The organism is Oryzomonas japonica (genome assembly GCF_008802365.1).
In the GTDB taxonomy this organism is placed as follows: Bacteria; Desulfobacterota; Desulfuromonadia; order Geobacterales; family Pseudopelobacteraceae; genus Oryzomonas; species Oryzomonas japonica.
In genome coordinates, this window is the sequence record NZ_VZQZ01000011.1 from 119,283 (window position 1) to 136,992 (window position 17,710).

At 59.1% G+C, this 17,710-nt stretch carries 14 protein-coding genes and 1 tRNA gene; 10 read left to right on the forward strand and 5 right to left on the reverse strand.

Annotated elements, in window-relative coordinates; genetic code table 11:
* Nucleotides 1–74: 74 nt before the first annotated feature.
* Nucleotides 75–1,394, reverse strand: coding sequence for a DEAD/DEAH box helicase (locus F6V25_RS15565; RefSeq protein ID WP_151129536.1), 1,320 nt, complete (start codon nucleotides 1,392–1,394; stop codon nucleotides 75–77).
* Between the two features lie 290 nt (nucleotides 1,395–1,684).
* Here F6V25_RS15565 and recC point away from each other — a divergent pair, with 290 nt between their 5' ends.
* On the forward strand, nucleotides 1,685–4,897 hold the full coding sequence (recC, locus tag F6V25_RS15570; protein WP_191966230.1) for an exodeoxyribonuclease V subunit gamma: 3,213 nt from the start codon (nucleotides 1,685–1,687) through the stop codon (nucleotides 4,895–4,897).
* Nucleotides 4,894–8,568, forward strand: coding sequence for an exodeoxyribonuclease V subunit beta (gene recB / locus F6V25_RS15575; RefSeq protein WP_151129538.1), 3,675 nt, complete (start codon nucleotides 4,894–4,896; stop codon nucleotides 8,566–8,568). Before recC ends, recB begins: the two co-directional genes overlap by 4 nt.
* A gap of 111 nt (nucleotides 8,569–8,679) precedes the next feature.
* Here the strand turns inward: recB and F6V25_RS15580 are convergent, their stop codons facing one another.
* From F6V25_RS15580 to rsmD, 4 genes are all read right to left on the reverse strand, one after another.
* Entirely contained in the window at nucleotides 8,680–9,849 is a 1,170-nt protein-coding gene (locus tag F6V25_RS15580; protein ID WP_151129539.1) for a PilZ-like domain-containing protein, read from the reverse strand.
* Between the two features lie 52 nt (nucleotides 9,850–9,901).
* Entirely contained in the window at nucleotides 9,902–10,093 is a 192-nt protein-coding gene (locus F6V25_RS15585) for a DUF1858 domain-containing protein (protein ID WP_149309393.1), read from the reverse strand.
* Between the two features lie 107 nt (nucleotides 10,094–10,200).
* Nucleotides 10,201–10,686: a pantetheine-phosphate adenylyltransferase gene (gene coaD, locus F6V25_RS15590; RefSeq protein ID WP_149309391.1), complete on the reverse strand. Its 486-nt coding sequence runs from the start codon at nucleotides 10,684–10,686 to the stop codon at nucleotides 10,201–10,203.
* Nucleotides 10,683–11,246 (reverse strand): 16S rRNA (guanine(966)-N(2))-methyltransferase RsmD, encoded by a 564-nt coding sequence (gene rsmD / locus F6V25_RS15595; RefSeq protein WP_151129540.1) that lies wholly within the window; start codon nucleotides 11,244–11,246, stop codon nucleotides 10,683–10,685. The genes coaD and rsmD overlap by 4 nt, the downstream gene beginning before the upstream one ends.
* 645 nt (nucleotides 11,247–11,891) lie before the next feature.
* Here rsmD and F6V25_RS15600 point away from each other — a divergent pair.
* The 8 genes from F6V25_RS15600 to F6V25_RS15635 all read left to right on the forward strand — a co-directional run bounded on the left by F6V25_RS15600 (nucleotide 11,892) and on the right by F6V25_RS15635 (nucleotide 17,591).
* Nucleotides 11,892–12,362, forward strand: coding sequence for a tetratricopeptide repeat protein (locus F6V25_RS15600; RefSeq protein ID WP_151129541.1), 471 nt, complete (start codon nucleotides 11,892–11,894; stop codon nucleotides 12,360–12,362).
* Nucleotides 12,363–12,464: 102 nt separating this feature from the next.
* On the forward strand, nucleotides 12,465–12,950 hold the full coding sequence (locus F6V25_RS15605; RefSeq protein ID WP_151129542.1) for a hypothetical protein: 486 nt from the start codon (nucleotides 12,465–12,467) through the stop codon (nucleotides 12,948–12,950).
* Between the two features lie 9 nt (nucleotides 12,951–12,959).
* A tRNA-Arg gene (locus F6V25_RS15610) sits at nucleotides 12,960–13,036 on the forward strand.
* A gap of 451 nt (nucleotides 13,037–13,487) precedes the next feature.
* Nucleotides 13,488–14,420 carry a hypothetical protein gene (locus F6V25_RS15615; protein ID WP_151129543.1) on the forward strand — a complete coding sequence of 311 codons (933 nt, stop codon included), beginning with the start codon at nucleotides 13,488–13,490 and terminating at the stop codon, nucleotides 14,418–14,420.
* Between the two features lie 34 nt (nucleotides 14,421–14,454).
* On the forward strand, nucleotides 14,455–16,080 hold the full coding sequence (locus F6V25_RS15620) for an ABC1 kinase family protein (protein ID WP_151129544.1): 1,626 nt from the start codon (nucleotides 14,455–14,457) through the stop codon (nucleotides 16,078–16,080).
* A 78-nt stretch (nucleotides 16,081–16,158) separates the two neighbouring features.
* On the forward strand, nucleotides 16,159–16,497 hold the full coding sequence (locus F6V25_RS15625; RefSeq protein WP_151129545.1) for a hypothetical protein: 339 nt from the start codon (nucleotides 16,159–16,161) through the stop codon (nucleotides 16,495–16,497).
* Nucleotides 16,498–16,734: 237 nt separating this feature from the next.
* Nucleotides 16,735–17,076, forward strand: a complete 342-nt coding sequence (locus F6V25_RS15630) for a hypothetical protein (protein ID WP_191966231.1) — start codon at nucleotides 16,735–16,737, stop codon at nucleotides 17,074–17,076.
* Between the two features lie 95 nt (nucleotides 17,077–17,171).
* Nucleotides 17,172–17,591 carry a DUF302 domain-containing protein gene (locus tag F6V25_RS15635; RefSeq protein ID WP_151129546.1) on the forward strand — a complete coding sequence of 140 codons (420 nt, stop codon included), beginning with the start codon at nucleotides 17,172–17,174 and terminating at the stop codon, nucleotides 17,589–17,591.
* The last annotated feature ends 119 nt before the right edge of the window (nucleotides 17,592–17,710 follow it).

Consider the following 17,710-nt stretch of genomic DNA (forward strand, 5'->3'; position numbering starts at 1 on the left):
AAAAAAGGGCCCGCATCGTGCGGGCCCTTTTTTGTTCTCTGAATCGGTATTGTGATCAAATCAGGGGGCAGGCTCTACCGTACCGACCTGCTCCCCCGGCGGCCGGTCTTGGGGGCGGGCCGTTCGGCCACCGGCTTTCCCCGACGCGGGGTCGTATTTTTGGGGGCTGGGGTCTGTGCCTGCCTGTCCTTTGCCTTCCGCGCCTTGGACAGTTTATCGGCCTGTTTGACCTCCTTGATCCGGACACTCCGCTTGGCGGCTACAGGGGGAAATTCCGCAAGCGTCCGGCGCGGGATGGTATTCTTGAGCAGCTTCTCGATGGCGACCAGCAACGGCCGTTCCTCCGGGCAGACCAGGGAGAGGGCGATCCCTTCCTCCCCGGCCCGGCCGGTGCGGCCGATCCGGTGCACATAATCCTCGGGGACCTGGGGCAGATCGTAATTCACCACATGGGGCAGATGCTCGATGTCGAGCCCGCGCGCCGCCACATCGGTGGCCACCAGCACCCGCACTTCCCCCCGTTTGAACTCCGCCAGGGTGCGCGTCCGAATGGACTGGCTCTTGTTGCTGTGGATGGCGGCGGCCTTGATCCCGTCGAGGAGCAGCTCTTCCGTCAGCTTGTCCGCGCCGTAGCGGGTGCGGGCGAAGACCAGCACCTGATTCCAGCCTCCCTGGCGGATCAAAAACGAGATCATTTCCCGTTTGCGGCTTCGCTCCACCTCGTAGACCGCCTGGGTCACCGCGTCGGCGGCGATATTCTTGCGCGCCACCACGATCCGCCGCGGGTGATCGAGCAGTTGGTCGGCAAACTGCTTGATGCTCTGGGAATAGGTTGCCGAAAAGAGCAGGGTCTGGCGCTTGGCCGGCAGATATTCCGCAACCGCCTTGATCGCGTCGATAAAGCCCAGGTCGAGCATGCGGTCGGCCTCGTCCAGGACCAGGAATTCGATCAGGGAGAGGTTCACCGTGCCCCGCTCTGCATGATCGAGCAGACGCCCCGGCGTGGCGACCACGATATCGACGCCGCGATGCAACCGCTCGATCTGCGCCTGGATGGTCACCCCGCCGTAGATCATGGTGGAACGCAACGCAACGCGCCGGGCGAAATTGTTCATCTGTTCGCTGACCTGGGCCGCCAGTTCCCGGGTCGGCACCAGGACCAGCGCCCGCGGAGCCCGCCGCTTTTGCCGGGGGGGATGTTCCGCCAGCCGCTGCACGATCGGCAGGGCAAACGCTGCTGTCTTGCCGGTGCCGGTCTGGGCGCCGGCCAGCAGGTCGCATCCCTCGAAAATCACCGGGATCGCTTCGGTCTGGATGGGAGTCGGCTCGGTGTAGCCCCGGGAGGCAATGGCGCTCAGCAGTTCGGCACGCAGGCCGAGGGATTCAAAGGACATGGATCGAACTCCTTACAACGGATTGTTGTCTACGAAAACGACACGGCAGCGTCATCATCGTCCGCAAAATTTCGTGCCTATTGGGAAGACAAGGCCGTGTCGGTTGCTTCAGGAAAACAAAAACCACAGGAATGGGCCCTGTGGTTCAGATGTGTATCATGTATAGCATGCCTCCCCATGCAGCGACAATGGCTTTCTTGCAGGGACGCCAGGCGACACTATACCAGGCTCGGGGCCGACCTCCACTTCCCGCTTGTTTGTCCTGCCGGTTCCGGTGTAGTCTAGCCGCCATGGGCACACTCAAGGTCATTACCAGCAACTCCCTCACCCGTCTGGCCGTTTCCCTGGCGGGCGACATGGCAGGCTTCCCTACCCCGCCCCTGGGAGGGGATACGGTGGTGGTGCTCAATCCCGGCATGGCCCGTTGGCTCTCCCTGGAACTGGCAACCATCCGGGGGGTCGCTGCCGGCCTTGACTTTCCCTTTCCCAACCAGATTTTGGACAGCTGCTTCCGCGCCATGATCCCCGGCTTGCCCGACAGTTCGCCCTTTACCCGGGAGCGCATGTCCTGGCGCATCGCGGCCCGGCTCCCCGCCCTGCTGACCCGGCCCGGCTTCGAACAGGCGGCCGGCTACCTGGGCGCGACTGCCGACGACCGCCGGCTGCTCCAGATTTCCCGAACCCTGGCCGACCTGTTCGACCAGTACATCATGTTCCGGCCCGATATGGTTCAGGCGTGGGACCGGGGCCGGGATGACGGCTGGCAATCCGACCTGTGGCGGGCGATCTCCGCCGACTGTGCCGGACAGCATCGGGCGGCGCACCTCAGAATGTTTCGGGAGCGCATCAAAGCGGGAGCACAACCGGCCGGCCCGCTCCCGCACCGTATCAACCTGTTCGGCATCTCCTACCTCCCCCCCTTCCACCTGGAGGCATTCTCGCTGCTGGCCCACACTACGGAGGTAGTTTTCTACCTGCAAAACCCCTGCGGCGCCTTTTGGGGCGATATCGTCTCCCGCAAACGGTTGGCGGAACTGGCCCTGCGGGAGTCCCCCGATGCGGAAGAATACTACGATACCGGCAACCCACTGCTCTCCTCCCTGGGAACCATGGGGCAGGAGTTCCACGACATGTTGCTGGAATACGGCTTCGACACCTTAGACCTGGACGAGGAGGGCGAACAGCCCAGCGGCACCTTGCTGATGGCTATCCAGAACGACATCCGCCAGTTGCGGGACAGCGGCGGCCGGGATGAGCGGATCGTCGTTGCGCCGGGGGACCGCTCCCTCCAGGTGCACTCCTGCCATGGCCCGTTGCGCGAAATGGAGGTGCTCTACGACAACCTGCTGGCCATGTTCGACGAACTGGACGACCTGGAGCCACGCCACATCGTGGTGATGATACCGGACATCGAGACCTATGCCCCCTACATCGCCGCCGTGTTCGGCACCCAGGCCGGCGGCCGGCCGGCCATACCGTTCACCATTGCGGATCGCAGCCAACGCAGGGAAAACCCGTTCATGGAGACCTTTGCCCGTATCCTGGGGCTCCCGGCAACCCGCTTCGGGGTCAACCAGATCATGGAACTGTTGGAATCGTCGCCGGTACTGGACCGGTTCGCCATTACCCCCGGCGAACTGGAGGCCATCAGGATATGGCTGGATGAAACCGGTGTACGCTGGGGCCTTGATGCCCACCAGCGGGCCGAACTCGGCTTCCCCTCTTTTGAAGAGTTCAGTTGGCAGGCCGCCCTGGACCGCCTCTTCCTGGGCTACGCCCTGGAGCCGGACAGCGACCGCCTGTTTCGCGGCATCCTCCCCTTTGGGGATATCGAGGGGCGCTCCGCCGTGCCCCTGGGCAAGCTGGCCGAGTTCCTGCTGGCAGCGCGCACAGCGGTCAAGCAACTGTCGGGGAACCATTCTCTGGCCGCCTGGGCCGATATCCTCACCACCGTCGCCCAGGACCTTATCCGCCCCGGCAACGGCGAAGACGGGCTCAAGCCGCTCTTCGACAGCCTCCAGACCTTACGCGAAGCCGAGGAGTTGAGCGGTTTCAGCACCCCCATCAGCCTGGAAGCGATGCGCGAAGCCCTGAACGGGCTGCTGGATGATTCCGGCGGCGGCTTCGGCTTTCTGGGGGGGCGGGTCACCTTTTGCGCCATGCTCCCCATGCGCAGCATCCCCTTCCGGGTGATCTGCCTATGCGGGATGAACGACGCCATCTTCCCCCGCAATAAGCGCCAGCCCGGCTTCAGCCTGTTGTCCGGAAAACGCCGACGCGGCGACCGCTCCGTCAGGGATGAGGACCGCTACCTGTTCCTGGAGACCCTCATCTCGGCCCAGGAACGCCTGCACATCAGCTACACCGGCCAGAGCGACCGGGACAACTCCGTCATCCCCCCCTCGGTGGTAGTTGCCGAACTGCTGGACTACGTGGCGCGCGCCGCTGTGGTCGCCGGCCTCCCCGAGACCGCCCCCCCGGTCCTCGTCAAACACCGCCTGCAAGCCTTTAGCCCCGACTACTTCAGTACCGGCGCCAACGCGCAGTTGTTCAGTTACTCGACCGAATACCGGGACGCCCTGGCGGCACGGCAGCTCTCCGGCCCCGTGACGCGCCGTTTCATCACGGCACCGTTGCCGGATGATTCCAACCTGGTGCAGGAGATCGAACTCCGGGAGTTGCAACGGTTTCTGGGCAATCCCTGCGCCGCCTTCCTGGCTCGACGCCTGGGCGTACACCCGTTCGATCCCGACGAAGAGGTGCAGGAGCGCGAACCGTTCCGCCTGGACGGCATAGCCGCCTACGGACTCAGGCAGGATCTTGTGCAACAGATGCTGTCCGGCGCGGAGACCGGCACCGGCTACGAGACGGCCCGGGCCCGTTCGCTGTTGCCCCCCCTTGCCGCAGGACAGACCGCCTTCAGAGAGGCCCAGGATGAGGGGCGGAGGTTTGCCGATCTGGTGGCGCCGTTTTTGGATGCAGAGCAGGCACCTCTGGCGGTGGCATACGGGCACAGCGGGATGACGCTTAAGGGCGTCGTGAACGGCATTCGTTCGACACGGCATCTGCGCTGGCGCTGCGCCGCCATGAAGGCCAAAGACCGCCTGGGGTTGTGGGTCGAGCACCTGCTCCTCAACGCCCTGGCGCCCGCCGGCTATCCGCGCCAAAGCCTCCTGCTCTGCAACGACCTGTCCCTGTCCCTGGCGCCGCCGGACAACGCCGCCGCCATCCTGAACGACCTGCTGGAACTGTATCGCGAAGGCATGAGGAGACCGCTCCCCTTCTTCCCCCAGGTCTCCTGGCTCTACCTCACGGAGGGCATGGACAAGGCCGAGGGGCGGTGGACCGGCAGTGACCACGCCCCCTCTCCCGCAGAATCGGCAGAACCGTCAATTTCCATCTGTTTTGGCGATACGAACCCGCTGAACCAGGAATTCAACGAACTGAGCCGCCGGGTGTTCGAACCGATGCGGGCGGTGGCAACCGAGGATAAGACGGCATGAAAACCCTCAGCCTCCACGAAATAGATACCTCCGGCCTGACCTTAATCGAGGCCAGCGCGGGCACCGGCAAGACCTGGACCATCACCGCGCTTTACATCCTCCTGCTCCTGGAACAGCGCATGCGGCCGGAGGAAATCCTGGTGGTGACCTACACCAAGGCCGCCACCGCCGAACTGCGCGACCGCGTCAGGAAGCGGATCGCCGCCACCCTGGACCTGTACGTTACGGGCCGGGAACCGACCGACGAACTTGAACAGATGCTGCTGGCCAGCCAAAAGATCGATCGGGAGGCGGCACAACGCCTCCTTACCCGCGCCCTGTACTCCTTTGACGATGCCGCCATCTTCACCATCCACGGATTCTGCCAGCGGGCGCTGCTGGAGAACGCCTTCGAGAGCGGTTCGCTCTTCGACAGCGAGCTGACCGCCGACCAGTCCGCCCTGGTGGCCCAGGTGTGCGACGACTTCTGGCGGACCCGGATCATGGCCGACGAAGGGCCATTCCTGGAACGCCTGGTAATGGCAGGATATACACCGGACAAGCTGGCCGAACCCTTTGAGGGACAGTACCAGAACCGGGACCTGAACGTCATCCCCGAAGCGGAGGATGCGGACTTGGTCCGGCTCATGGAACAACGGGACGCGCTGCTGCCGCCGGTGGCGGCCATGTGGGCGGCGGAACGCGCGGCCATCGTCCAGATGCTCAACCGGGCCAACCTGAGCCAGACCAGCTACAAACCAGCCCAGATCGAGGCAGCCGCGGCAAAACTCAACGTCTGCCTGGAACGCAGGAGCCTGGACAAGGGGTGCGACGGCCTGGCGCTGTTTACCCCGGCCCGCATCGAAAAAGGCATGAAAAAGGGATCCATCCGGCCGGAGCATCCGTTTTTCGACCTCTGCGGCAGGCTGCACGACGCCGCAGTGAGGGTCGATAACGGATTCAACACAAAGCTGATCCATCGCCAACTGGAACTCAAGGAGTGGTTGCGGAACGAACTGGCCCGACGCAAACAGACCCTCAACCTGCGCTGTTACGACGACCTGTTGCTGGATCTGCACCTGGCCCTGGAGGGGGCGGGCGGGATGCGGCTGGCGGCCGGACTCCGCGAGCGTTACAAGGCGGCCATGATCGATGAATTCCAGGATACCGACCCGCTGCAATGGCGGATATTCGCCCGTCTGGCCGGACTGCCGCCAAAAATGGAGCGGGGAGATTACGGCGCCGGTAACGCCGAGAGCCCCCCCGACGCGCCATACCCGCTCTTCCTGATTGGCGACCCCAAGCAGGCCATTTACAGTTTCCGTGGCGCAGACATCCATGCCTACATCGCCGCAGCCCAGGCCACGGACAAGGAGCGGTGCTGGACCCTGGACACCAACCGCCGCTCCACCCCACCCCTGGTGGCAGCCGTCAACACCCTGTTCGGCACGGACAACCCGTTCCTCAATCCCGCTATCCTGTTCGGCGCGGTTCAGGCGGGCCGGGACCGGCGGCAGCAACTCCTGTGCAATGGCAGGCCGGTGGAGAGTCCGCTGAGGTTCTGGGTCTATCAACGTGCCGACCGGTCAAAAGCGGCCGGCAAAGCTGTGGCCCGTGGAGCGACGGTCACGGCGACCGCTACGGAGATCGCCCGTCTGCTGGACGGAAGTTACGAGGTCATAGCAAAGGACGGCATTCAACGGCCGCTCAAACCGGGGGATATGGCCATTCTGGTCAAGGCCCATTACCAGGCCGACCAGATACAGAGCGCCTTGACCGCCCTTGGCATACCCGCGGTTCAACACGGCAATGCCACCATCTTCAAAACCCGCGAAGCGCTCGACCTGTTGCGCATCCTGCGGGCGGCGGCCGATCCGGCCCGTAGCGCTCTGGTGCGCGAGGCGTTGCTGACCTCAGTCATCGGGCTGTCGGCCAATGACGTCTTTGACCTGCAACATGACGAAAGTGCCTGGGAGGTATGGCTGCTGCGCTTCCGGGCGTTGCACGAGGCGGCCCGGGCAGGCGGCGTGATCGCTCTGGTTTCGCGCCTTCTGGGTGAGTGCGGCGTCAGACGGCAGGCACTCGCCTCTGCCGAAGGTCCCCGGCGCATGACCAACATCCTGCACTGCTGCGAACTGCTGCACCAGGCGGAGCGGGAGCAGGGCCGCGGCCTGGAGGGCTCCATCGCCTGGCTGGAACGGCGCATCACGGGAGAGTTGCAGGACGATACCTTTCTGTTGCGCCTGGAAACGGACGCCAACGCGGTCACCCTTTCAACCATCCATGCCAGCAAGGGGCTGGAATATCCGGTGGTGTTTCTCCCCTTTGCCTGGGACCCCCCTTCCGCCAAAAGCAGGCGGGTGCTCTTTCACGATGCCAGCGGCGGGTTGACGCTCGATCTGGGATCGGACCAGCGGGATACGGACCACAAGCAACTGGCCAGGGAGGAACAGGATGCCGAGGCGGCGCGCCTCCTATATGTGGCCCTCACCCGGGCCGAGTTTCTCTGCTATGTCACCTGGGGCAGCATCAAGGGCGCCTTCGAGTCGCCGTTGCGCAGGCTGCTGCACGGTGAGAACTTCAAGGACGCCAAATCGTTCGGCGCCGCCGACGATCAGGAGATTCTGGATGCGGTCGCCGGGCTGGCCGGCAAGGCGATCCATACTGATGGTCCCAGCCCCATTGCCGCCCGGTTTATGCCGGCAGAGATGGCCGCCCCGCCCTATACCCCCGATCAGAATGCCTCCGGCCCCTTTGCCTGCCGTGAGGTGCAGCGGACAATATCCACCGAGTGGCGCGTCTCCAGTTTCAGTGCCATTACCGGTGGCTCCGAACGCCATCTTCAGCCCCACGATTACGATGCCGTCGCCGCGCCTGATGCTCCCCAGATCGCGGCAGACGGCGACAGCCCCCTGGATGGGCTCGGAGCAGAGCTGTCGATCTTCGGCTTTCCCCGCGGCGCGGCCGCCGGCACCTGCCTCCATGAACTATTCGAGCAGCTCGATTTCAGCGCCGTGGAGAGTGAGTCCCTGGAGCGGCTTTGCCAGACCGTTCTGCTGCGCAACGGCTATGACCGGCGCTGGCTGCCGGCCGTGCAGCGCATGGTCATGGACATCATCTCCGCCCCGCTCCTCTCCGCCGATCCCGGTTTCTCCCTCTCGCACCTCAAGCCGGGCTCGTGGCAGGTCGAGATGGAGTTTTTCCTCCCCGTGAACAGGCTGAGCGGCAGTGGTTTGACCGAACTGTTCGCCGGGCTGTTGAGCCACGACCGGCATGGCGAGTTCGCGGAGGTCCTGGCCGCACTCCACGTCCAGGAGTTGCGCGGCATGCTGCAGGGCTTCATGGACATGGTCTTCGAGCACAACGGCCGCTACTACATCATCGACTGGAAATCCAACCATCTGGGGAACCAGCACGAGGACTATCGTGCGGCAAGGCTCCCGGAACCCATGGCCCGGCACGCCTATATCCTCCAATACCACCTCTACACCCTGGCGCTCGACCGGATGCTGCGCCTGCGCCTGCCGGGTTATGATTACGCCACCCATTTCGGCGGCGCCATCTACGTTTTCTTGCGGGGAATTTCGACCGGTTCGGTCGAGTACGGTGTCTACTACGACAAGCCATCGCCCCTGTTCATCCAACGGGCAAACGAATTGTTGCTGGTGAGCGGAGAGGCTGGCGTGAGGTAGATTATAATTTCAAATTTTCCAGGTCGAAAGGTTCAAGACCGCATCTACAAAAAACACGAGCCCGGATGGTATCCCCCCGGGCTCGTGTTGCGTTAACGACTGGATCAAAGGCTATTTGAACTTCTCCAGGTACTTTCTGATCCCCCCCTCGAAGATCTCTTCGATCTCGTTTTTGGGGTGCCCTTTGGCATAATGCCTGAAATAATCGGCGATGAGCATGGTGACCAGCAGAAAGATGAGGGCGTAGACAAGCCGTCTGCCGAAGCGGCCCCAGTTGAACCGGGACGCCTCCTCCTGTTCTTCCCCCTCGACAGGACGGCCGTCACGGAAGATGAACTGTTCGCGCAACTGGCGTATCCGCTTGAGCTGGACATTCGAAATATGGCTAATGATGGCGTCCCGATCCCGCTCGTCAATAAAGACGAATTGCAGGCCGGTGTTGAAGTATTCACGGTCGTTGCCGGCGGCGAAATTGCGGTTGGCGGTGATGACCCGCGCCACGATGTCCACAATGCGGCGCGGCATGGGGACAAGAATCTCCAGCAGCACATAGACGCCGCTTTCAAACTGCTGGTGGGTGATGATACGCACGCCGCCGCCGCTGATGTTGGCGGCCAGCGGTATAATGGTATCCCATGAGTCGGCCGGGGGTTCTTCCCCACCCTCAGGCTCTTCGCGCTCCTCCTCTAGCCCTTCGCGCTCCTCTTCCCCTTCGTATTCTTCCTCATGCTCCTCGTCGCCCTCCTCGCCTTCCCCGGCATTGTCCTCTGCTTGTTCGAGCCGCCGCTCCGGAGGAAGTTCCGCACGCCCCAGTACCAGGCTGCTGTCCCAACGTTTGTTCTTGAGTTCGACATCGACGGCCTGACGCTGCTCGCGGCGTTCCACCCATTCCTGCTTGAGAATGTCCACGTTCTGTTCAGAGGAGAGGTAGTACTTGATCGGCAAAAAGGCATCGATACGGTAGAACTCCCGCAGCTCGTCGGAAACGATCTCGCCGATCAGGCGGAGAAGTATCTCCCGGGCAGGACCTTCGGCAACGATGATGGCCCGGCAACTGTAACCGCTGTCATCCTTGCCGCCGCGCAGGTCGAGGATCTGCCCCACGTGGAGGGAGGCGTTGAGGGGGAGTTGATCGCGGGAAAGCTGGAGGGAGACGAAATCCTCGTCGATCTCGAGAATGATGGCCCAGTCGCGGAACACTCCGGCATTCGCCAGGGGGATGCCAACGTTGACCTTCATGCCGGCGGGAAAATAATTGGCGTAATTATCAAAATCATTCATGGAGTGAAATCCGCCAAGGGAATAACCTGCCGGTGATCGTGAGCCGTGGTATTCATTCCAGGGATTTGTTCAATGCTTCAATCAGTTCGGCGATGGCAACCTTGTGAACACCGGCCCCATGCTCAACGGTTTCCAGATCGGCGATCTGGCATTCGTAACAGTCAAGATGATAGCGCTGGAATACCGACACTGTTTCGGGGTGCTGTCTGATAATATCGGCGATAATCATGTCCCGTGTGATCATGGTACGCACCTCGCTTGCTTGCAAAAAAGGATGGGCTTTGGAGCGCCTGGGTAATTTTGCTTCGTTGCACGCTTGGTTCCGTTTGGCACCGCCCCATTGGCGGTCGTTCACTCGAGTCCGAATTTTGCCCTGAGGGCGGCCTTCACTTCCGGCGGCACAAACCGGTCGATGTTCCCGTTCAGCAGACAGACCTCCTTGACGATGGAGGAGGAGAGATAACCGTATTGCAGCGATGTCATCATGAACAGCGTCTCGACGCCTTGCCCGATCGTGCTGTTCATCTGGGCGATCTGAAACTCGTATTCAAAGTCCGATATGGCGCGCAGCCCCCGGATGATGACATGTGCCCGCCGTGAGGACACATAATCTATCAGAAGGCCGCTGAAGGTGTCAACAACCACCCGCGGCTCCTCCCTGAACACATCGCGGATCAGGGCGACCCGTTCGTCGATGGAAAACAGGGGGTTCTTCTGGGAGTTGGCGGCCACCGCCACCACCACCTGATCGAAGATCTTCAAGCCGCGGTTTATGATATCCACGTGACCGTAGGTGATGGGATCGAAGGAACCGGGATAGACAGCGATCTTTTTCATGCGTCCTCCAACATAAAGAACTCCAGTGCCGTGTCACCGTAAACCCGGCGATCACACTTGATAAGCGTCCCTACCCGTTCGGGCAGTGGATTGCGCGCCGCGCATTCCACGATCAGCACCCCGTCATCCGCCAGCAGGGACAGGCCGCCTACCGCCTCCGGCACGGTATTGTAAAGGGCAGAGGCATAGGGGGGATCAAAGAACGCCACATCGAAGCGCCGTCCTTGTGACGCCAAGAGACGCAAGGCCTTGAGACAATCGAGGGTAAGGACCTGAGACCGGGCGGTAAGGCCGGTGGCCTCCAAATTTTTTTCCAGAACCGCCTGTACGTTCCTATCATGCTCCACAAAACAACAAAAGGCCGCCCCCCGGCTGAGGGCTTCGACCCCCAGGCTCCCGGTTCCCGCGCAGATATCCAGCACTTGGGCATCTTCAAGGTCACGGCGGCTCGTAACGATGCTGAAAAGTGCTTCACGGACCCGGTCGGCTGTAGGACGGGTTTGCATCCCGCGGGGCGCCGCAAGCTTCATTCCCCGCACACTGCCCGCAATTACGCGCATTTTCGGCGTCACCTTTCCTGTATACTCTATCTGGCGAAAGCTACATTAAAACAGTATAGGCGTCAAGTCGGAAGCACTCCAGGCAAAAAATGACGCGCTGCGGAAAAAACAGTTGAAAACAAACCATGCTCCAGTACAATGGCGCAGTCGGGCTTATCCTTGAAAATGTTAAGGAATTCACGTGAACACAGGACGAGCACTACCATACCGTTTCGTGCGCCTCATGGTGCTGGCGGCCTCACTGAGCGTTATTCTTCAGGGGACTGCGGCGGCTGTCCAATGGCGCCCCCTGGCCCGTACGGCGCGTCATGACGTCGCCGTTGATATGGATTCCCTGAAACTGACCCCCCTGGGCAGGGTGACCGTCTGGCTCAGGTTCACCCCCCTCGGCGAACCGCAGCGCAAACTGGCTGCCGGCGAATATGGCGAAAAACAGTACCGCCTCCACCTGGAATATTACGAAATAGATTGCAGTGAACAGACCGATATCCTGGGACTCATCGACATCATTGGACCGGATGGAAAACGGTTGGCGAGGATGAAGGGGGGGGGGCGCTGGCAGCCATCTTCCCCGGCTCGGCGCTCGACCTGGCCGCCAAACAGGTCTGCCCGTCATTTGAGGATGAAACCGTTTCGGACGATGAGATGGAAACGCCGGACAGCAACGACACGGCGGAGGCGACCACACAACAGGTCCCTGAAGAGGTCCGCACACGCATTGCCGCGGCGCTCCAGAAGACACAACGGGAACCGGGCGATCAGGCAGCCTGGCGCGAGCTGGGAAATGCCTATTACGACGGCGACCAGCCCCAGCAGGCCATTGAGGCCTATGACCGGGCACTGGCGCTCACCCCCGACGATGCGGACATACTTAACGACCAGGGGGCTATGTACCGTCAGCTAGGCGATTTCACGCGAGCCCTGGCAAATTTCGAGAGGGCGCTCAAGATCGCGCCCTATAACCTGGAAAGCCTGTATAACGTCGGATACGTCAATGCCTTTGACCTGAACCGCATGGACAAGGCGCGGGAGGCGTGGCGCCGTTACCTGGAACTTGACCGGACCAGCGAGACCGCCCTCCAGGTTCAGGGGTTCATCGAACGTTACAACAAATAAGTCACCATTGCAGTGGGCGGCAAGAACCGGGCAACTTAATCATTTCCGCGCTGTTGCTAATTTTGCGTCATGTGATATCTTAGTAAGCAAGGGGGTAATGCCATGACGATACGCTATCTTGCACGCGCGCTTTTTGCCCTTCTCGTTACCACAGCCTTCGGTTGCGGCGGAGGCGGTGGAGGAGGAAGTACTGCTCCCGTAAACCCCACGAAGGCCACCCTCACCTTGAGCATACCGAGCCTACCCGCAAACACCCTGGTGTCGTCAGCTATATTCACCATCAAGCTGCCGCAGGGAGTGTCGCCAGCCGTTCTCTCTGGTACCGATGCATGGGGATCGGTGACCTTGACCGGGGGAGCTGTCGGGAGCCTCTCTATTGCCAATTTCAGTTCTTCCCAGATAACGTTCGGCAGCGTAACCCTGAACGGCTTCGGCCCGGGCAATTTTATGATCGTGAACTGTGTTATCAGTTCCGGGACGACCGTCACCGCAAGTGACTTTTCGCTTTCGAATATTCAAGTGTATGACTCACCAAGTGCCACTCTGATACCTACAGCGACCATCAGCATGGCGGTTCAGTTGTCATAATCTCGGTATGCGCCCGTAGCTCAGCTGGATAGAGTCCCTGGCTTCGAACCAGGTTGTCGGGAGTTCGAATCTCTCCGGGCGCGCCAAACCTCATTGAATCTGAGTACTTCAGCTGGAGTGCTCAGATTCTTTTTTCCCGCCGTAGACTTTACGGCTCCCACCAGTGACCGTAAGCTTCCCTGTCAAGTAGACAGATTTAAAGTAGAGTTTCTGGTGTAGTTTTCCATGTACCTGAGAACATGCCTTTCGTCATCAATTGAAAACCATGCAAGTTTCACAAAGTAGCCCTAACATCGTCCGTCATATATGGAAGTTTTGTCAGATATGATAGATTCCGCTGCTGATCTTCTCTTCTCTCTGCACCCTCTCTTTTCATTTATCCCTGCACAATCAAGCCGTTGCACTCTTAGTACCCACAGATATTCATTGGCGTGTTAGTTGCTAATTAATTGATGCGGATTTCAAATAACGAATGCTCCACAACGGGCGTTTCATTAAGCCCAATTATCAACCATTAACCAGGTAAAGGAGGATGTCATGAAACAAATTGCTTTTGCAATGTACCTGATCTCGGCGGTAGTCGTCTTTGCACTAAACGGTTGCGGTGGAGGAGGTGGCGGAAGCGGTACCCCAACTGTTTCTGGGGTCGCAGCTAGCGGAGCGCCTATGAGCGGCACTGTATTTATGAAGGATTCTGCAAATAATCCCGAAATGAGTACTACGATCAATGCACAAAGCGGAGCATTCTCGTTCAATGTTAGCGGTAAAACGGCCCCTTACATGCTAAGAGCTGGTACGCTCTATTCAATGAGTAGCGGTCCGGGAACGGCCAACATTAACCCTCTGTCGCACCTGATGGTGGCGGATGCGGCAGGATTTGCCAATATGTCATCCATGAATGCCTTCTATAATAATCCGAATGGAACGCAAATGGGCACCATTTCGGGAAACATCGGTACAGCCAGGCAACATATGCAACAAAAGATGGCGCCATTGCTAAGCGCATATGGCGTTGCCAATGTAGACCCAATTACGGGATCTATAACAATTGGTTTGGGGCTTGATAGAATGTTTGATGACGTGAAAATGACTATCGATGCCGGCGGCAACGTATCCATGATGTATGTGAATGGTACTAGCGTATATACGGGATCAATGGCAAGTATGTCGTCCGGCACTATGATGGCAGGAAATATTGTCACGCCGGCTACAACGCCGACGGCTAGCGGCATAACCATAACGCCTAGTGTCGCCAAAATGCAGATAAACGGACCAACACAACAGTTTACGGCCAATATTTCCGTGACGTGGTCGGTGATAACTCCGAACGGTGGCACTATTACACCCGGCGGACTTTATACGGGACCCGCTAGGCAGGGGATGTTTCTCGTTAAAGCTACCAGTACTGTTGACCCGACTAAATCATCGACAGCTATTGTTCTGATGGGAAGCGGTGGAATGATGATGTAGTAACCATCCAACGCATGACTGTTGGGAGAAGCACATGTCTGTGATGATCGGCCCGGCTAAAAGAAATCTGCGGCGAGTGATGCCGCGACTCATGCAAATTATGCGTGTGCTTGCCCGGCACAAGTTCCTGGGCGCCCTACGCGGCAAGGGACATTGGCCTCCACCGAAAGAGGTCCGGGAAACCTTCGAGGAACTGGGACTCACCTTTCTTAAATTCGGACAAGTACTCGCGATGCGACGAGATCTGCTGCCGGACGCCTACATCGATGAGTTGGAATTGCTGCATGACCAGTTGCCGGCGATGAGCACGAGCACAATGCGCGCCAGAATTGAAATAGAACTTGGCGCGCCATGGACGAAATTGTTCGCCTCGTTCAATGAAACGCCGATAGCTTCTGCCACCATTGCCCAGGTGCATGAAGCGACACTGCTGGACGGGCGTCACGTGGCCGTGAAGGTGCAGCGGCGCGGCCTTGAAAAGATGATCTCCACGGATATCGCGGCAATGACCTATCTGGTAGCATTGGTGGAAAGTTTCTTTCCTCGTTTAATTGCGCTCGACCTCCCTGTTCTGGTGCAAGAATTTGCCAAAAGTCTGAAAAGGGAAACCGATTTTCAACGTGAAGCGCGCTCCATAGTGCTCTTTCGCACTGCGCTGGCGGATATTCCTGACCTCTGGATTCCGGATGTCGTGTCTGAGTTCTCGACCGGAAACATTCTCACAATGGAGTTCTCTGCTGGTGAACGTGTAGATATCTACGCAAAACAACAACCTGAAGCTATGCCGCGGGCGATCAACACCCTGGTTAGGCTTATGCTACAAACTATTTTCGAAGAGGGATTGTTCCACGCAGATCCGCATCCCGGCAATGTGTTGGTTCTGCCCGATGGACGGCTCTCCTTGCTTGATTTCGGGATGACGGGTGAGCTTGACGAGTCGATGCGCGAATCGCTGACGCTCCTGCTCGAAGCGGTCGTGAAAGGCGATGCCCGGGCCGCCAAAGAGGCGTATCTTGAAATGGCACCGCAGGGGAGCGAAAAGGTCGATCGTGCGGAGTTGTTGATGGACATAAAGGCCGTACTCACTGAAATTCACAGGAGCGATCTTGCTGTTGTTTCGGTCGGGGAAGTGTTCGATTCGCTGCTGCGCGCCGGGAGCCGAAACGGAGTCCACAATCCCCCCGAGTTTTTCCTGCTGACGCGTGCCTTCGTCATCCTGGAATCGTTGATACGTCAACTCGATCCGGGCCATAACTACATGGGATCGTTTCGAGAAGAAATCAAACGCCTGACCGCGCAGCATTTTTCACTGGGGCGGATAAAGGAAAAAACAAGCAAGCTGGCGCGCGAAATGGAACGCTTGATGAATGATGCGCCCGGTGACACGCGACGTGTCCTCCGACGTATCGCTGAAGGCAACCTGGGCCGCTTTCAGGCTCCGGCTATTGAAGCATTAGGGGGTCGTGTCAGCCGCAACCTAGAACTGCTCACCAGCGCCATCATTTCTGCGGCGCTTATGGTCGCTGGAGCGTTGATGGTGAGTACACCACCGGACGCCGGATTGCATCATAATGCCGGCGAAGTAATGGTTACCGCCGGAATCTTTAGCACGATCTTTATTGCTGTCAAAGCAATACGTCGCGACCGTGGCCGACGCTGACGCTCCCCCCAAAATCCCAGGCTACCTTTGCGGCTATTGGTTGGTTTTTTTGCGGCCATAATGTTAGCGGGTTTCGTTATGAACGAAATCTGGGAAATGGCACAGATGCCCGCTTACGTCGAAACGGCGGAATATTCTTGGACGAGCACGCTCGGTTTATGCACGCGGGCGGCGGTGGGTGATGTGGGAATCATTCTGGGCCTTTATGCGTCCGGAGCGCTGGCTGCTGGCGATCCCCGATGGGGCTTACGCGCCAGATGGAACAGGTATGCCACGGCGGCAGCTGTTCTGGGGCTGACGTATGCGGTGCTGGTGGAACATGCGGCGCTAGACGCCGGACGCTGGGCGTACAACGAGCAGATGCCCATAGTGCCTATGTTTGTTGGCACGGGCCTGTGGCCGCTACTCCACAAATGACGCTGCTGCCTCCGTTCACATTCTGGATTGCCAAACGACTGGCCGGTCGCAGCGCAACCAAAGGAGGATCTTTATGATGGACCATACAGGCGGATGGATGGGTGGATGGGCTGGCGGACAGACGTGGTTTTGGGCAGCGCTCGCCGTACTGGTGGTGCTGGTCGTAGTGTTTAAGAGTCTGTCCAGGAAAAATAAGTGAGTTCACTACTCGTCCATGAAATCCACTAACTATCCATAATGAAGCAGTTCAAAGATGTCAATACGGTCCGGATTCTAACAGAAGGGCAAGCAAAAGCTCTTGATGTTCAGGGAGCTGACGACAAGGCCGTCTCGGCAATCTCGCCTCCCCGGCTGTTGAGTATCACGGCAGTTAAGGACAAGGGCGCCAAGGAAGTTGAAGAGGTTAACGCCTTCTTTGACCGGCCTGTTGATGTGAAAGAGCTGCGGATGACCTTGCAGGACGGCACTCCCCTTGAAGGCGACATCTACCTCTCTGTCTTTGACATGGCAGCGGTATTGAAGCCCAAAACTCCATTATTGTTCAAGGAAAGTTTGCCATCAAAGTGCGATGGAAGGTGATAGATAAACTTGGTAGGCCAGCGGAAGGCGACACCGTGATGCCGCTTGAAGTGAAACAGCACGAGCATTGAATATCACAGCTTGGGGAGGAAATCATGAGACTACAAACTTCATATGCGTTCGGTGTATCACTAGATGGCTCTTTCGATGCAGTGGAGAAAAAGGTCCGCGAAGAGCTGGCCAAGGAAGGTTTCGGCGTCCTGACGGAGATAGACGTAAAACAGACTTTTCAGAAGAAACTGGGCCGGCAATTCCGTGATTATGTCATCCTGGGGGCCTGTAACCCTACGCTGGCCTGGGAAGCCTTCGATAGCGAAATCAACATAGGGACCCTACTCCCCTGCAATGTAGTCGTTTATCAGGGAGATGACGATAAAACCGCCGTGATGGTCATGGACCCGGTCGCAGCTCTGGGAATGATCGCAAATGACCAGCTTACGAAGGTCGCTGGCCAGGTACGCGCCACGATGGAGCGGGTTCTCGATGCGCTCTGTAGTGAGCAGGATGACGTTTAGCCGTAATCAGCCCTTGAGTTGAGAAGGGAGGTGAAACGGCTGGGGTAGTAACTGGTTTAAAGCACAAGTAATAGTAGTATACTATTTTTTTAGCACCCGGGATAAAAGATGCGCAAATA

Excerpts from the sequence above, each read along its gene's own strand:
- recB (WP_151129538.1), top strand. The coding sequence starts at position 4,894 with ATGAAAACCCTCAGCCTCCACGAAATAGATACCTCCGGCCTGACCTTA.
- F6V25_RS15625 (WP_151129545.1), top strand. The coding sequence starts at position 16,159 with ATGAACGAAATCTGGGAAATGGCACAGATGCCCGCTTACGTCGAAACG.
- F6V25_RS15615 (WP_151129543.1), top strand. The coding sequence starts at position 13,488 with ATGAAACAAATTGCTTTTGCAATGTACCTGATCTCGGCGGTAGTCGTC.
- F6V25_RS15635 (WP_151129546.1), top strand. The coding sequence starts at position 17,172 with ATGAGACTACAAACTTCATATGCGTTCGGTGTATCACTAGATGGCTCT.
- F6V25_RS15620 (WP_151129544.1), top strand. The coding sequence starts at position 14,455 with ATGTCTGTGATGATCGGCCCGGCTAAAAGAAATCTGCGGCGAGTGATG.
- F6V25_RS15585 (WP_149309393.1), bottom strand. The coding sequence starts at position 10,093 with ATGATCACACGGGACATGATTATCGCCGATATTATCAGACAGCACCCC.
- recC (WP_191966230.1), top strand. The coding sequence starts at position 1,685 with ATGGGCACACTCAAGGTCATTACCAGCAACTCCCTCACCCGTCTGGCC.
- F6V25_RS15580 (WP_151129539.1), bottom strand. The coding sequence starts at position 9,849 with ATGAATGATTTTGATAATTACGCCAATTATTTTCCCGCCGGCATGAAG.
- F6V25_RS15630 (WP_191966231.1), top strand. The coding sequence starts at position 16,735 with ATGAAGCAGTTCAAAGATGTCAATACGGTCCGGATTCTAACAGAAGGG.
- F6V25_RS15565 (WP_151129536.1), bottom strand. The coding sequence starts at position 1,394 with ATGTCCTTTGAATCCCTCGGCCTGCGTGCCGAACTGCTGAGCGCCATT.
- F6V25_RS15600 (WP_151129541.1), top strand. The coding sequence starts at position 11,892 with ATGGAAACGCCGGACAGCAACGACACGGCGGAGGCGACCACACAACAG.
- F6V25_RS15605 (WP_151129542.1), top strand. The coding sequence starts at position 12,465 with ATGACGATACGCTATCTTGCACGCGCGCTTTTTGCCCTTCTCGTTACC.
- coaD (WP_149309391.1), bottom strand. The coding sequence starts at position 10,686 with ATGAAAAAGATCGCTGTCTATCCCGGTTCCTTCGATCCCATCACCTAC.
- rsmD (WP_151129540.1), bottom strand. The coding sequence starts at position 11,246 with ATGCGCGTAATTGCGGGCAGTGTGCGGGGAATGAAGCTTGCGGCGCCC.